9 protein-coding genes and 1 pseudogene are annotated in these 13865 nt (G+C 70.6%); 1 reads left to right on the forward strand and 9 read right to left on the reverse strand.

The genetic code is table 11. The features are described 5' to 3' along the window. The 8 genes and pseudogenes from K5S26_RS17765 to K5S26_RS17800 all read right to left on the reverse strand — a co-directional run. Positions 1-136 (reverse strand): annotated as a pseudogene (locus tag K5S26_RS17765) (leucine zipper domain-containing protein); the annotation flags it as partial. A gap of 104 nt (positions 137-240) precedes the next feature. After that, on the reverse strand, positions 241-756 hold the full coding sequence (locus K5S26_RS17770; protein ID WP_221860714.1) for an amino-acid N-acetyltransferase: 516 nt from the start codon (positions 754-756) through the stop codon (positions 241-243). A gap of 70 nt (positions 757-826) precedes the next feature. Beyond that, positions 827-3679 (reverse strand): glycoside hydrolase family 2 TIM barrel-domain containing protein, encoded by a 2853-nt coding sequence (locus K5S26_RS17775; RefSeq protein ID WP_308123057.1) that lies wholly within the window; start codon positions 3677-3679, stop codon positions 827-829. 93 nt (positions 3680-3772) lie between these two features. Then, the gene (locus K5S26_RS17780; protein WP_221860716.1) at positions 3773-5023 is read right to left on the reverse strand and encodes an enolase C-terminal domain-like protein; all 1251 of its coding nucleotides are present in this window, start codon (positions 5021-5023) and stop codon (positions 3773-3775) included. A gap of 86 nt (positions 5024-5109) precedes the next feature. Beyond that, a complete protein-coding gene (locus K5S26_RS17785) occupies positions 5110-6015 on the reverse strand; it encodes a carbohydrate ABC transporter permease (protein WP_221860718.1) in 906 nt (301 codons plus the stop codon). Then, positions 6015-6932 (reverse strand): carbohydrate ABC transporter permease, encoded by a 918-nt coding sequence (locus tag K5S26_RS17790; protein ID WP_221860720.1) that lies wholly within the window; start codon positions 6930-6932, stop codon positions 6015-6017. The genes K5S26_RS17785 and K5S26_RS17790 overlap by 1 nt, the downstream gene beginning before the upstream one ends. 62 nt (positions 6933-6994) lie before the next feature. Then, a complete protein-coding gene (locus tag K5S26_RS17795) occupies positions 6995-8506 on the reverse strand; it encodes an alpha-N-arabinofuranosidase (RefSeq protein ID WP_221860722.1) in 1512 nt (503 codons plus the stop codon). 63 nt (positions 8507-8569) lie between these two features. Then, positions 8570-9922, reverse strand: coding sequence for an extracellular solute-binding protein (locus tag K5S26_RS17800; RefSeq protein WP_221860724.1), 1353 nt, complete (start codon positions 9920-9922; stop codon positions 8570-8572). Between the two features lie 153 nt (positions 9923-10075). On the opposite strand from K5S26_RS17800, the gene K5S26_RS17805 reads away from it, so the two are divergent. Continuing rightward, positions 10076-11092, forward strand: a complete 1017-nt coding sequence (locus K5S26_RS17805) for a LacI family DNA-binding transcriptional regulator (protein ID WP_221860726.1) — start codon at positions 10076-10078, stop codon at positions 11090-11092. 62 nt (positions 11093-11154) lie between these two features. Here K5S26_RS17805 and K5S26_RS17810 read toward each other — a convergent pair whose 3' ends face one another. Beyond that, the gene (locus K5S26_RS17810; RefSeq protein WP_221860728.1) at positions 11155-13680 is read right to left on the reverse strand and encodes an ATP-dependent Clp protease ATP-binding subunit; all 2526 of its coding nucleotides are present in this window, start codon (positions 13678-13680) and stop codon (positions 11155-11157) included. Positions 13681-13865: the final 185 nt, after the last annotated feature.

Raw genomic sequence — 13865 nt, forward strand, 5'->3', positions numbered from 1 at the left:
GTGCCCATTTGTCGGCAGTCGGCCACGAGACGCGGAAGTAGCCAGCCGCCGCAGCGACCGTCCACTCCTCGTCGACGACCTTGCGGGCAAGGCGGAGCCGTTGGCGCGGCGTCAAGGCCGCATTAGCGTGAGACACGAGAACCTCCTGGTTCAGAGCGGAAGCGGTAGCAGCTCCACTCTGCCGGGAGGTTCTCGTCACATCACGGCAATCAGATCAAACAACGACCCTGGGCACTACACCTAGAGCAGCTTCAGCATCCGCGTGTTGCCCAGCGTGTTGGGCTTCACGTGAGCCAGGTCGAGGAACTCGGCCACGCCCTCGTCGCGGCTGCGCACGAGCTGCGAGTACACGTCCGGGTCGACGATCTGCTCCCCGATGGGCGCGAACCCGCGGCGGGTGAAGAAGTCCACCTCGAAGGTCAGGCAGAACAGACGCTTCAGGCCGAGGCCGCGCGCGGCGTGCTCGAGACCCTCCACGATCGCGCGGCCGACGCCGCGGTGCAGCCAGCCGTCGTCGACGATCAGGGTGCGCACCTCGCCGAGGTCCTCCCACATGACGTGCAGCGCACCGCAGCCGACGACGCGACTCTCCGACTCGGCGACGAGGAACTGCTGCGTCGCCTCGTACAGCGTCACGAGGTCCTTGCCCAGCAGGATCCTCCGCTGCACGTACGGCTCGAGCAGGCGGTGGATCTGCGGGACGTCGGCGGCACGCGCCGCACGCACGACGAATCCGTCTGCCGCGTGCTGTGTCATACGGCCAGCCTAGGACCGCGACCCTGGGCGCCCGGCGACAGCACGCGCAGGTCGGCCCGGTCTGCGCCGGCTACGCCGGCTCGTCGGGCTCCTCCGCGGCGTCCGCGTCGACCTGCTCCAGCAGCAGCGAGATCGACAGCGGACGCGCGGTCAGCCGGTGGCGGGGCAGGATGCCCGGACCGCACGTCGCCGTGCCGACGCCCGACTGCGCGAGGTCGACGGACACGTGCGTGCGACCGTCGGCCTCGAGCTCCCAGCCGTGCCGCGCCGCGGCGATCGCGGCGCGGGAGAAAGGCGAGACCGTCAGGGCGAAGGGCTCCGAGAGCGTGCGCACCCGCAGCCCGCCCCGTGCGGTCAGGACCGTCGCGTCGACGACGCCCCGGCGCGATCCGCTCTCCTGGGGGAACACGTCGTCGACGACGAGATCGGCCGGCCCGAGGTCGTACCAGCCGAACCGGGCGGCGGCGCGCATGTCGGGATAGGACGGCATGGGGCCGAGCCCGGCCATCCGGACGCCGGCGGGCGCCGCCTCGATCACGAGGTCGAGGCCGAGGCGTGCCCACGCGTGCGGCCACCGCCCCACCGGGTCGAACACGGCGTCCAGCCGGACGGCCCGCTCGCCCACCGGCGTCCACAGCAGGTCGGCGTCCACGGCCAGGCCGGTGATGGGCGCGCCGGTCCGCACGCGCACCCGCGTGCCGCCGCTCTCGGGCGAGAGCTGCTGCAGCCTCGGCACCATCCGGTCCATCCCGATGTCGCGCCAGCGGGTCGCCACGGGCGGAAGGTCGAGCTCGTCGTCCGCGACGTCGAGGTCGTTGTCGGTGGGCGCGCGCCAGAGGCCGACCGAGGGGCCGCGCAGCGGGAGGCTCCCGATGCGCGTCAGCTCGCCCGTCACCGCGTCGATCTCGCAGGCGGGGCGGGCGGACGACGCATCCGCGGACGGCGCCGGGGCGACCGCGACCGCATGGACGACCGACTGCCCGGCGCCCAGCACGTGGCCGGCATCCGCCCAGGGCTGCGCGCCGACGCCGACGGCGGTCACGGTGACGACGTCGGCCACCGCGGCCTCGATCGACACACGGGCCTCGTGCGGCAGCGCCACCTCTGCCCGCAAGCGCGGTCCGCACGCCGGGACGGCGAGCTCTCCGGAGGCGAGGACGCGGCCGTCGACGCGGCGTTCCCAGGTCAGCGCCACCTGCCCCTCGAGCCGCAGGAAGTCCCAGCGGTTCTCGATGCGCACGCCGGTGCGATCCCCGGCGACATCGATGCGCACCGGCGCGATGACCGCCGCGTAGTGCAGCAGCCCCGGGCGCGGCTCGCGATCGGCGCTCACGAGCCCGTCGATCACGTAGTTGCCGTCGTGCACGGCCTCCCCGAAGTCGCCGCCGTATCGGAGGCGGCGCACGCCGTCGTCGCCGGTCACCGCGATGGCCTGCTCCACCCACTCCCACACGAACCCGCCCGCGATCCTCGGGTAGCGCTCGAACAGGTCCCAGTACTCCTCGAGCCCGCCGGGCCCCGTGCCCATCGCGTGCGCGAACTCGCACTGCAGGAAGGGGAGCGACGCGCGCCGCACGGTGTCGGCGTCCGCGTCGTACGGCAACGCGTCGACGGTCTCCTGACCGATCTCGCGCACCTCGGCGTGACTGGCGTACATCCGCGAGTAGACGTCGACGTACCGGCTGCCGCGGTCGCCCTCGTAGTGGACCAGACGGGTCGGGTCGAAGCCCTTCACCCATCGCGACATCGCCTCGAGGTTGGCGCCCTCGTGCGCCTCGTTGCCGAGCGACCACATGATGACGCTCGGGTGGTTCTTGTCGCGGTGCACGGTGCGCCGCATCCGGTCGAGGTAGGCGTCCCGCCACCGCGGGTCCGCGCTGGGGTTTCCGCTCCAGCCCACGTGCTCGAAGCCGTGCGACTCGAGGTCGCACTCGTCGATCACCCAGAAGCCGAGCTCGTCGAAGAGGTCGAGCGTGTCGGGGTGCGGCGGATAGTGCGAGGTGCGGACGGCGTTGATGTGGTGCCGCTTCATCAGCAGCAGGTCGGCCCTCGCATCGGCGGCGTCGAAGACGCGCCCGCGCTCGGGGTGATGCTCGTGCCGGTTGACGCCGCGCAGCATGATCGGCGCACCGTTGACGAGCAGCTGCGCGTCGCGCACCTCCACGCGGCGGAAACCGGCCCGCATCGACACCGTCTCGTCGGCCGTGCGGACGACCACGTCGTAGAGGCGTGGTGTCTCGGCCGTCCACGGCTCGACCTCGCCGGCGGGGATCCGCTCGTCGGCGGGCGCGTCGATGCCCAGCTCGGGGACGAGGACGCGCGCGGCGCCCGTCGCCCGGACGCGCACGGACAGCGTGCCCTCCCCCGTCGCCGGGTCGAAGTCGGCCACCAGCTGCACGTCGTCGACCGCCGCGGCGGGACGGGCGAGCAGGGCGACGTCGCGGAAGATGCCCGGCAGCCACCACATGTCCTGGTTCTCGATGTAGGTGGCGTCGCTGAACTGCGCCACGCGCACGGCGAGCCGGTTCGCGGTGGGCACCAGCACGTCGGTCACGTCGAACTCGTGGGTCAGCCGACTGCCGCGCGTCGTGCCGAGCAGCGCGCCGTTGAGCCAGACCTCCGCCGCCGACTCGATGCCGTCGAACCGCAGCAGCTGGCGCGGATGCGCAACGACGTCGGCGGGCGCGTCGAAGTCGAGCCGGTAGTCGCCGATCGGGTTCGCGTCCGGCGGGTGCGGCGGGTCGACCGGGAACGGCATCTGCACGTTGGAGTACGCGGGCGCGCCGAAGCCCTGCAGGTTCCAGTGCGCGGGCACGTCGATAGCGTCCCAGTCGTCCACGGCGCGCGTCTGCCAGCCGTCGTCGGGCGCCGCCCGCAGCGCGGGCGACAGCCGGAAGCGCCACGAGCCGTTCAGGCTCTGCACGGGCGCGTCGGAGCGCAGGCGCGCACGGGGCGGAAGGGAGCCGACGCCGGGGCGCGGAAGGGCGATGTCGATGGTGTCCTCCGGTGACTCGGATCAGAACCGCGGCAGCCGCGGGTCGAAGTCGGGCTGGAAGCGGCGGATGTACCCGGCGTCGTCACGCTCGCGTCGCCCGCTGTCGAGGTAGACGCGGTGCTGGCGGGCGAGCGCCGCCTCGTCGAGCTCCACGCCGAGGCCCGGCCCGGTGGGCACTGCCACACTGCCTCCGACGATCTCGAGGGCGCCCGGGACGATCACGTCGTCGCCGCGGTTCCAGGGGTAGTGCGTGTCGCACGCGTACGTGAGCCCGGGGCTCGCGGCGGCGAGGTGCGTCATGGCCGCGAAAGAGATGCCGAGGTGCGAGTTGGAGTGCATCGACAGGCCGATGCCGAAGGTCTCGCACACCATGCCGAGCTCGCGCGTGTGCCGCAGCCCGCCCCAGTAGTGGTGGTCGCCGAGGATGATCTGCACGGAGTCCTTCCGCACCGCCTCGGGAATCTGCTCGAACGCCACGACGCACATGTTGGTGGCGAGCGGCAGCCCGGTGGCGGCGCGCACCTGCGACATCCCGTCCAGCCCGAGCACCGGGTCCTCGAGGTACTCCAGCAGCCCGCCGACCTCGGCCGCCACGCGCTCGGCCGTCTCGACGGTCCAGGCGCCGTTCGGGTCGATCCGCAGCGGATAGCCGGGGAAGGCCTCCGCCAGCGCGCGGATCGCGGCGATCTCCTCGTCGGGGGGAAGGACGCCCGCCTTCAGCTTGATCGACTCGAAGCCGTAGCGATCGATGAGCGCCCGCGCCTGCGCGACGATGCCGTCCGGCGTCGTCGCCTCCCCCCACTCGTCGGCACCGGCGATGCGGCCGGTGCCCGCGTCGGGGTGATCCGCCCACTTGTAGAACAGGTACGCGCTGTACGGCACGCGTCGCCGGACGGCGCCGCCGAGCAGCTCCGACACCGGCAGTCCGAGGATCTTGCCCTGCGCGTCGTGGGCGGCCACGTCGATGGGGGCGAGCACCGACCGCAGGTCGCGGCGGGCGAGCGCGTCCGCGCCGAACGACAGCGCCTCGTCGATCGCGCGCTCGATGCCGTTCAGGTCGAAGACGCTCTTGCCGATCACCGCCGGCACGGCCCGCCGCAGCCACTCGGTGAACTCGGCGCCGCCGTTGCCCTCGCCGAGCCCGACGACGCCGCCGTCGACCACGACCTGGACGATGCTGCGCAGCGCGAGCGGCTCGTGCACGCCCGCGACGTTGAGCAGGGGCGGATCTCGGAAGGCGATGGGGGTGACGATGACGTCGCGGATGATCATGGGAACCCTTCGTTGCGCCGCCCACGGGGGACGGCTCGGCAGCATGCCGGTGGAGAGGACGGAGCGGGTGTTCGGCGCGGCGCGGTCTACTGCTTCACGCTTCCGGCGCTGAGGCCGCCCTGCCAGTAGCGCTGCAGCAGCAGGAAGACGATCATGATCGGCACCAGCGCCAGCAGCGATCCCGTGATCACGAGGTTGTAGATCGGGGTCGCGCCCACTCCGACCGCCTGCGCGTTCCACTGCTGCAGGCCGATCGTGAGGGGGAACAGATCGGGGTCGCTCAGCATGATCAGGGGCAGGAAGTAGTTGTTCCACGTCGAGACGACGGAGAACAGCAGCACCGTGACCACGCCCGGCGCGAGGATGCGCAGCGAGATCGTGAAGAACGTGCGCAGCTCGCCGGATCCGTCGATGCGTGCCGCCTCGAGCAGCTCGTCGGGGATCGACTCGTTGGCGTAGGTCCAGATCAGGTACAGGCCGAAGGGCGACGCGAGCGAGGGCACGATGATGGCCCACACGGTGTTCGTCAGGCCCATCTGGCTGAACATGAGGAAGGTCGGCACGGCAAGGGCGGTGCCGGGGATGGCCACGGCGCCGAGGATGATCGCGAAGACCGCGGCCTTGCCCGGGAAGCGGTACTTCGCCAGGCCGTAGCCCGCCATCGCTGCCAGCAGGGTCGCGCCGCCGCCTCCGACCGCGACGTAGAGCAGCGTGTTGCCGAGCCACGTCAGGTAGATGCCGTCGTCGTGGGAGAACACCTGGGCGATGTTGTCGAACAGCGCGAACGGGCCGGAGAACCACAGGCCGAACGAGCGGAACAGCTCGGGCTGGGTCTTGGTGGCGCTGATCAGCAGCCAGGCGAGCGGGAACAGCGCGTAGATCGCGAACAGCCCCATGGCGATGGTCAGCCCGAGCGAGCGGCGTGGCCGCCTGCCGGCCGACGCGGAGGAGGACGCCGGACGCGCGCGACGGCGCAGGGTCGAGGCGGGCATCAGGCGTCCTTTCGGCTGCCGCGCAGCTGCACGGCGTAGGCGATGACCGCCGTGACGACGCCCATGATCAGGGCGACGGTCGCGGCGTAGTTCGGCTGCTGGCCGAGGAAGGCGAGGTTGTAGGCGTACATGTTCGGCGTGTAGTACGTCGGGATCAGGTTGGGGACGATCGTCTTGAGGATGTTCGGCTCGTTGAAGAGCTGGAAGCTGCCGATGATCGAGAAGATCGACGCGATCACGACGGCGCCGCGGATCGAGGGGATCTTGATGCTCGTCACGATGCGCAGCTGACCGGCGCCGTCGATCTCGGCCGCCTCGTACAGCTCGTGCGGTATCGCCTTCAGCGCGGCGAAGAAGATCAGCATGTTGTACCCGATGAACTGCCAGGTGACGATGTTGCCGATCGACAGGAGCAGCCAGTCGGCCGACAGCGGCGCGAGCACATCGCTGCCCACCAGGCGGTTGAGGTTGCCGACGAGGCCGAACCGGTCGCCGTAGATGAACCCCCACATCAGCACGGCGACGACGCCCGGCACCGCGTACGGCAGGAAGATCGCGAGGCGGAAGAAGCTCGCCCCGTGCAGCCGGGCGCTGTCGATCGCCAGCGCGGCGAACAGCGCCAGCCCGAGCATGATCGGCACCTGCACGACCAGGAACAGCAGCACCCGGCCGAGGCCGGAGAGGAACTGCGGGTCGGTCAGCACGCCGACGAAGTTATCGGCGCCGACGAAGACCATGCCGCCGATCAGCCGGTTCTGGAACAGGCTGAGCACCACGGCATAGATGACCGGTGCCAGCATGACGAGCCCGAACACGACGAGGAACGGCAGGAGGAAGCCGTACCCGGCGCGCGCCTGGGCGAGGTCGGTGCGCGACATGCGCCGGCGCGAGCGCACGGCGGTCGACGTGGCGGACATAGGGGTCCCTTCGTGGCTGCGGGCTCGCGGGACGCGGAGCGCGTGGGGTCTGGTCGAGGAGGTCAGGAGGAGGAGGCGACGGGGCGCAGCCGCACGTGGTTCCAGGAGAGCGCGGGCAACGTGATCGACGAGGCGCCCTCGACGATCGCGAGTGCTCGGGGCTGCACGGGCTGCGACGCCTCGGTGTTCGTCGTCAGCCGGTCGCCGCCGTCGGGCACGCCGACCGTGGTGGCCGCGAAAGCGACGTATCCGTCAACGTCGAGCGTCACGTCGACGTCATGCTCGGCCTGGAGGTTGGCGAGGAAGAGCTCGACGCCGTCGTCGGTGCGCGTGGCCGCCGCGTCGAGCGAGGGCACCTCGCCGTGGCTGCGCGTGGCGAGCACCGGCGCGTCGACGTCGAGCGCGATCACGTCGCCGTGCGCGTGCGCGGCGGCGATCGCGAACGGGTGGAAGATGCTCTGCTTCCACGCAGGCCCTCCCTCCTCGCTGCGGATCGGGGCGATGACGTTGACGAGCTGCGCCTGGTTGGCGATCTTCACGCGGTCGGCGTGACGAAGCAGCGCGTTGACCAGGCTGCCGACGACCACGGCGTCGGTCGCCGTGTACTCGTCCTCGATGATGCGCGGGTGAAACCGCCACGGGCCGGTGAGCAGGGGCTCCTTGTCGACCTGGTTGAACTGCGTGGTGCGCCACACGTTCCACTCGTCGACGCTGATGCCGATGTGCTTCGTCAGCCCCTGCTCCCGCTCGACCTCGGCGACGATCGTCGCGACGTCGCCGATGAAGCGGTCGAGACGCGCGCTGGACGCGAGGAAGTCGCTGACGTCGTCGACCTCCTCGTAGTAGGCGTGCAGCGAGATGTGATCGGCGAGGTCCCCTACGTGGCGCAGCACGGTGCGCTCCCACTCGCCGAACGTCGGCATCTCGGCGGACGAGCTGCCCGCCAGGACGAGCTCGACCGACGGGTCGACGAAGCGCATCAGCCGGGCCGTCTCGGCCGCCAGGCGTCCGTACTCGTCGGCCGTCTTGTGGCCGATCTGCCAGTCGCCGTCCATCTCGTTGCCGAGGCACCACGTGGTGATCCCGAAGGGCTCGTCGGCGCCGTTGTCGCGGCGCTGCTGCGCCCGCGCGGTCGGCGCGTCGACGTTGGCGTACTCCAGCAGCTCGGCCGCCTCCGCCGCCCCGCGCGTGCCGAGGTTGACGGCCATCATCAGCTCGAGGCCGACCTCGGACGCCCAGGCGGCGAACTCGTGCAGGCCCACCGCGTTGGTCTCCAGGCTGCGCCAGGCGGCGTCCAGTCGCACGGGCCGCTCGTCCCGCGGGCCGACGCCGTCCTCCCAGCGGTATCCGGAGACGAAGTTGCCGCCGGGGTAGCGCACGCACGTCGCCCCCAGCTCGCGGACCAGCTCGGCGACGTCCTGCCGGAACCCCGCCGCGTCCGCGGTCGGATGGCCCGGCTCGTGGATCCCCGTGTAGACCGAGCGGCCCATGTGCTCCACGAACGTGCCGAACACGCGGCGGGAGACGGGAGCGGTCACGCGATCGGGACGGATGCGGACGACGGCGGTGTGCATGGAGCGAGAGCCTTTCGGAGAGGGAGGGCGGGGGCCGCGAGGGGCGGCCCCCGGGGTGGGAGGTCAGCCGCCGTTGACGGTGTATCCCTGTTCGTTGCCGTACTTGACGTTCGCGTCCTGCCAGGCGACGAGGCCCGCGTCCAGGTCGGATCGCTGGACGTACGAGACGCCGACGGTGTCGGAGAAGATGCTGCTGGCGTACGACTGCCACGGCAGGAACTGCCAGTCGGTGGGCACCGCCTCGGACGAGGCCAGGAACACCTCGTTGATCGCCTGTCCGCCGAAGTACTCCGACTCGGCGTTCAGGAACTCCTCCGACTCGAGGTTCGCGACGGTGCTGGGGAAGCCGCCGGACGACATGAAGATGTCGACGCTCTCCGGGTCGTTGCTCAGCCAGCGCACGAACGCGGCGACCAGGGCCGGGTTGTCGCTGTCCTTCATCACGACGTGCGAGCTGCCGCCCATCTCGGACGTGGCGTCGTCGCCGTCATAGGTCGGCATCGGGGCGACGCGCCACGACCCGGCGCCGTCGGGGACGCTGCTCTCGAGCACGCCGGCCATCCACGCGCCGGAGATCACGCTGGCGATCGAGCCGTCGCCGAGCGCCGTGAACCACTCGTCGCTCCACGTCGCCGTGGTGGTGTCGAGCAGGTCGTCCTCGATGAGCGGGTTCCAGACCTCGGTCCACCGGGTGGTGCCCTCGTCCTGCAGGTCGATCGTCACCTCGGTGCCCTCGACCGAGAACGGCTTCCCGCCGGCCTGGCGGATCATCGACGTGGTGAACGACGGCTCGCCGAAGTCGCCGGCGATCGCGGCGTCGGGGTCGGCGGCGCGGAGCGCCGCGGCCTGCTCGGCGAACTCGTCCCACGTGGTGGGCACGGTCAGGCCGTGCTCCTCGTAGACGTCGGCGTTGTAGAACAGCGCCATCGGGCCCGCGTCCTGCGGAAGCCCCCACACGCCGTCGTACTGCGAGACGTAGCCCCACGTCGAGTCGGTGTAGTCGCCGGCCAGCTCGTCGAAGCCTGCGGCGGAGAGGTCGAGGAGCGACTCGCCGAGGATGAACTGCGGCAGGATGTGGTACTCGAGCTGCGACACGTCCGGACCGCCCGAGCCCGCCGTCACGGCGTTCTGGAGCTTGAGGTTGTGAGACCCGCCGCCGCCGGTGTTGGTGTACTTGACGGTCACGTTCGGGTAGGCGTCCTCGAACGCGGCGACCTGGTCCTCGGCGGACGAGTTCCATCCCCAGTAGGTGATCTCGCCGCCTTCCTCGAGCGCGGCGTCGAGGTCGGCGTCGCTGAGCTCGACGGAGGACCCGCCGCCCTGGCTCGAGCAGCCCGCCAATGCCGCGCCGGCGACGATCAGCGACGCGAGGCCGGCGGCGACGCGGGTCCGCGCGCCATACGTTGTGTGCGTCATCGCACTCCCCATCTCCAGTGTTGTCCTGCGGTCAATTGGTACATCGTTGAACTCGACCTGTCAGTTCAACGTTGAACTAGTCACGAGTCGAGAGAGTAGCACGAGGTAGCGTGTCCCACGGAGACTTGTTTTTCGCGAACCGGGGAGGCTGCCGTGAACAGGCGCGTTCGCCTCGCCGACGTGGCGGAGCTCGTCGGGGTCAGCCCCAAGACGGTGTCGAACGTCGTCAACGACACGGGCGCGGTGAGCGACGCGATGAAGGCGCGGGTCCGCGACGCGATCGACCAGCTGGGCTACCGCCCGAACCTCGCCGCGCGGGAGCTGCGCAGCGGCAGCACGAGGCTCATCGCCCTCGCCGTGCCGGGCCTGGCGGAGCCCTACTTCGCCGAGTTCGCCGCCAGCGTCGTCGAGGCCGCGCGCCGCCGCGACGCCACCGTGCTCGTGACGCAGAGCCGCGGCAACCGCGCCCACGAGCTCTCCATCATCGAGGGCGAGGGCTTCCCCGCCCTCGGCGGCATCGTCCTCAGCCCCCTCGCGCTGACGGCCGACGACATCGCCTCCCGCCGCAGCCGCGTGCCGCTCGTCCTCATCGGCGAGCACGGCGAATCGCTCGCCACCGACGACGTCACGCACGTCGGCCCCGACAACGAGGCCGCGGCCCGGACGGCCACGGAGTTCCTGCTCGCCCAGGGGCGGCGCGACATCGCGGTCATCGGCCTGCAGGACCGCCTCGCCGACACCGCCCGCGTGCGCTTCGACGGATACCGCAGCGCGCTCGTCGCCGCCGGCCTCGCGCCCGACGAGCGCCTGCAGGTCGAGGTGTCGGGATACAACAGGGCGGAGGGGTCGCGCGCCATCGAGCGCCTGCTCGCACGTGACACCCCCTTCGACGGCGTGTTCTGCTTCAACGACTCCCTCGCCTTCGGCGCGATGCACACGCTCGCACGGCACGGCATCGCGGTGCCGGACGACGTGAGCGTCGTCGGCTTCGACAACATCGAGGAGAGCCGGTACACGGTGCCGCCGCTGCCGACGATCGACACGGGTGTGGCGCGGTCCAGCGACCGCATCGTCGAGATGCTCCTCGACCCCTCCGGGCCGCGCGGCGGGCACATCGAGGCGCCGTACTCGCTGCACGTCGGCGACGAGGTGCTTCCCACCCCCGCGTGATCCGCACGACGAAGGGGGCGGGTACCCGCAGGTACCCGCCCCCTTCGTCGGTCAGCCGAGCGTCAGCTCGCGCTGGCGGTGATGTCCGGCGTCGCGGTGATCGCGCCGCCCGCATTCACGCCGACCGCGACCTGCTCGCCACGCGGCGCGTTCTCGAACACGAAGCTGCCGCCCTCCACGTCCACCTTGATGTGGTGGCCCGAGTCGAGCTGCCCCTGCAGGATGCGCTCCGACAGCTGGTCCTCGATCTCGTGCTGCATGGCGCGACGCAGCGGACGAGCGCCGAGCGCCGGGTCGAAGCCGATCTCGATGAGGCGCTCCTTGGCCGCCTGCGACAGCTCGATCGTCATGTCGCGGTCGAGCAGGCGGTCGTTCAGGCGCTTCGTGAAGAGGTCCACGATCTGCACGAGCTCGGTCTTCGACAGCTGCGGGAACACGATGATGTCGTCGACGCGGTTCAGGAACTCGGGCTTGAAGTGGCGCTTCAGCTCCTCGTCGACCTTGCCCTTCATCCGCTCGTACGTCGTCGTCGTGTCGCCCTCCACCTGGAAGCCGACCGGACCACCGGCGATCGCCGACGAGCCGAGGTTCGTCGTCATGATGATCACGGTGTTCTTGAAGTCGACCACGCGGCCCTGACCGTCGGTCAGGCGCCCCTCCTCGAGGATCTGCAGCAGCGAGTTGAAGATGTCCGGGTGGGCCTTCTCGATCTCATCGAAGAGGACGACGGAGAACGGCTTGCGACGCACCTTCTCGGTGAGCTGGCCGCCCTCCTCGAACCCGACGAACCCGGGAGGGGCACCGAACAAGCGGGAGACGGTGTGCTTCTCTCCGAACTCCGACATGTCGAGCGAGATCAGCGCACCCTCGTCGTCGAACAGGAACTCCGCGAGCGCCTTGGCGAGCTCGGTCTTTCCGACGCCCGTGGGGCCGGCGAAGATGAACGAGCCCGACGGACGCTTCGGGTCCTTGAGGCCGGCACGCTGGCGACGGATCGTCTTCGACAGGGCGGCGATCGCCTCCTCCTGGCCGATGACGCGCTCGTGCAGCGCCTTCTCCATGAAGACGAGACGACTGGTCTCCTCCTCGGTGAGCTTGAACACCGGGATGCCCGTGGCCTGCGCCAGCACCTCGGCGATCAGGCCCTCGTCGACCGTCGCGGCGGTCTCGACGTCGCCCGAACGCCACTGCTTCTCGAGGCGCAGACGCTCGGCGAGCAGCGACTTCTCCTCGTCGCGCAGCGACGCCGCCTTCTCGAAGTCCTGCTCCTCCGACGCCTCTTCCTTGGCCTCGCGCACCTTCGCGATCTTCTCGTCGAACTCGCGCAGCTCGGGCGGCGACGACAGGATCGACAGGCGGAGGCGTGCCCCGGCCTCGTCGAGCAGATCGATGGCCTTGTCCGGCAGGAAGCGGTCGCTGACGTAGCGGTCGGAGAGGTTCGCGGCGGCGACGATGGCGCCGTCCGTGATCTGCACCTTGTGGTGCGCCTCGTACCGGTCGCGCAGGCCCTTGAGGATGTTGATGGCGTGCGGCAGCGACGGCTCCGCGACGTTCACCGACTGGAAGCGGCGCACGAGGGCCGCGTCCTTCTCGAAGTGCTTGCGGTACTCGTCCAGCGTCGTCGCGCCGATCGTCTGCAGCTCGCCGCGGGCGAGCATCGGCTTCAGGATCGAGGCCGCGTCGATCGCGCCCTCGGCCGCGCCGGCGCCGACGAGCGTGTGGATCTCGTCGATGAAGATGATGATGTCGCCGCGGGTGCGGATCTCCTTCGTCACCTTCTTGAGGCGCTCCTCGAAGTCGCCGCGGTAGCGCGAGCCGGCGATCAGCGATCCGAGGTCGAGCGAGTAGAGCTGCTTGTCCTTCAGCGTCTCGGGCACGTCGCCCTTGACGATCGCCTGGGCGAGGCCCTCGATGACGGCGGTCTTGCCGACGCCGGGCTCGCCGATCAGCACGGGGTTGTTCTTGGTGCGACGCGAGAGGATCTGCATGACCCGCTCGATCTCCTTCTCGCGCCCGATCACCGGGTCGAGCTTGTTGTCGCGCGCGGCCTGCGTGAGGTTGCGGCCGAACTGGTCGAGCACCTGAGAGCCGCCCTTGGCGCCCTCGGTCTCCTGCGGGCCGCCGGCGTTGACGCCCACGGGCTCCTTGCCCTGGTAGCCCGACAGAAGCTGGATGACCTGCTGGCGCACCTTGTTGAGGTCGGCGCCGAGCTTGACCAGCACCTGGGCGGCGACGCCCTCGCCCTCGCGGATGAGGCCGAGCAGGATGTGCTCGGTGCCGATGTAGTTGTGGCCGAGCTGCAGCGCCTCGCGCAGCGACAGCTCGAGCACCTTCTTGGCGCGCGGGGTGAAGGGGATGTGGCCGGTCGGCTGCTGCTGCCCCTGGCCGATGATGTCCTGCACCTGCTCGCGCACGGCGTCGAGCGAGATGCCGAGCGACTCGAGCGCCTTCGCGGCGACGCCCTCGCCCTCGTGGATCAGCCCGAGCAGGATGTGCTCGGTGCCGATGTAGTTGTGGTTGAGCATCTTCGCCTCTTCCTGGGCGAGGACGACCACACGACGGGCACGGTCGGTGAATCTCTCGAACATGTCACTCCTCCGGGCGCGATGGCCAGTGACGGCGCACCGCCCGAACGTCAGGCGGGGCCGTGATCCCACGCTAGCCATTGCCGGCGCGGCGGGAACCCGTGTTCGCCGTGGGCATAGTGCCAGGCCTGCCGGAACGGCCCACTTGACAGGAGGGACCACCTCCATAACGATCTTCGATAACAACG

It is taken from the genome of Microbacterium marinilacus, assembly GCF_019753765.1.
GTDB lineage: Bacteria > Actinomycetota > Actinomycetes > Actinomycetales > Microbacteriaceae > Microbacterium > Microbacterium marinilacus.